This is a genomic window from Frankia sp. AgPm24 (genome assembly GCF_023243055.1).
Classification (GTDB): domain Bacteria; phylum Actinomycetota; class Actinomycetes; order Frankiales; family Frankiaceae; genus Frankia; species Frankia umida.
This window is the reverse complement of sequence record NZ_JALKFW010000085.1, coordinates 1-715: the sequence shown is the minus strand read 5'-3', so window position 1 is coordinate 715 and position 715 is coordinate 1. Positions and strand designations below refer to the sequence as shown.

Annotated in this window: 1 pseudogene; it reads right to left on the bottom strand. The window is 67.7% G+C overall.

Annotated features, from left to right (window positions below):
- Positions 1-425 (bottom strand): annotated as a pseudogene (locus MXD61_RS05775) (polyketide synthase dehydratase domain-containing protein); the annotation flags it as partial.
- Between the last annotated feature and the right edge of the window lie 290 nt (positions 426-715).

Genomic DNA, 715 nt, shown 5'->3' with positions numbered 1-715 from the left:
TCGTAGAAGCCGTCCAAGGGCACCGGTTCGGCGCCCGGTGGCGGCCAGGCCCCGAGGTCAGCGACGCCGTCCTGGACGACCGCAGCGGCGACCGGAGCGAGGAAACCCTCGGCATTGCGCTCCCACCCCTCACCACCCGAAGGACGCGAACGGACCGACACCGGCCGTAGTCCAGCCTTGTCCGCTTCCCCGACATGAACTTGAACGTCGACCGCACCCGAGGCCGGAACCCGCAACGGCGCCTGAATGACCAGCTCATCCAGGACCGGACAGTCCACCAAGTCACCCGCAGCGATCGCGAACTCGACCAGACCAGCACCCGGAACCACAACCGTGTCGACAATCGCATGATCAGCCAGCCAGGGATGCGCCTCAAGCGACAACCTCCCCGCCAACATCACCCCACCAGGAACATCGACCACCACATCCAACAACGCATGACCCGACGAGCGAGCCCCCGCCAAACCGACCACCGACCGGCCGTGCACCCTCGGAGCCAGCCAGTACCGGTCCCTCTGGAACGGATACGTCGGCAACGCAATGACCCGCCCCGCAGACCCCGCGCCCCCCGGAATCACACCGGCGAGCGCGGCCACCGAGACAGGACCGCCCGCCACCCACACGTCGACCATCGACTGCACGAACCTGGCCGACTCATCCTCATCACGCCGCAACGTCCCGGCCACGACGGCATTCGCGATACCGGTCCGCTCCA